The organism is Pectobacterium sp. 1950-15 (assembly GCF_037136835.1).
In the GTDB taxonomy this organism is placed as follows: domain Bacteria; phylum Pseudomonadota; class Gammaproteobacteria; order Enterobacterales; family Enterobacteriaceae; genus Pectobacterium.
Genome location: NZ_JBBBQR010000055.1, coordinates 1 through 294, shown reverse-complemented (window position 1 = coordinate 294; position 294 = coordinate 1). Strand labels below are relative to the sequence as shown.

General features: G+C 47.3%; 1 tRNA gene. It reads left to right on the top strand.

Annotated features, from left to right (window positions below):
• Positions 1–68 precede the first annotated feature (68 nt).
• Positions 69–144 (top strand) — tRNA-Glu (locus tag WCT94_RS20760).
• Positions 145–294: the final 150 nt, after the last annotated feature.

The window sequence follows — 294 nt, the reverse complement described above, 5'->3', positions numbered from 1 at the left end:
AGTGAAGTGCTCACACAGATTGTCTGATGAAAATAATGAGCAAAAGCGTCAACAAAGTACGGTGTCGTGTCCCCTTCGTCTAGAGGCCTAGGACACCGCCCTTTCACGGCGGTAACAGGGGTTCGAATCCCCTAGGGGACGCCAGCGCATCCGACCATTCCGGTGAAAGCGGGGGTCTTCAGTAAGTCAACGACTTACCTCATATCTTAAAACTGATTAGTGATAGTCAGGGTTTAAGATATTGCTCTTTAACAATCTGGAACAAGCTGAAAATTGAAACATGACAGCTGAACG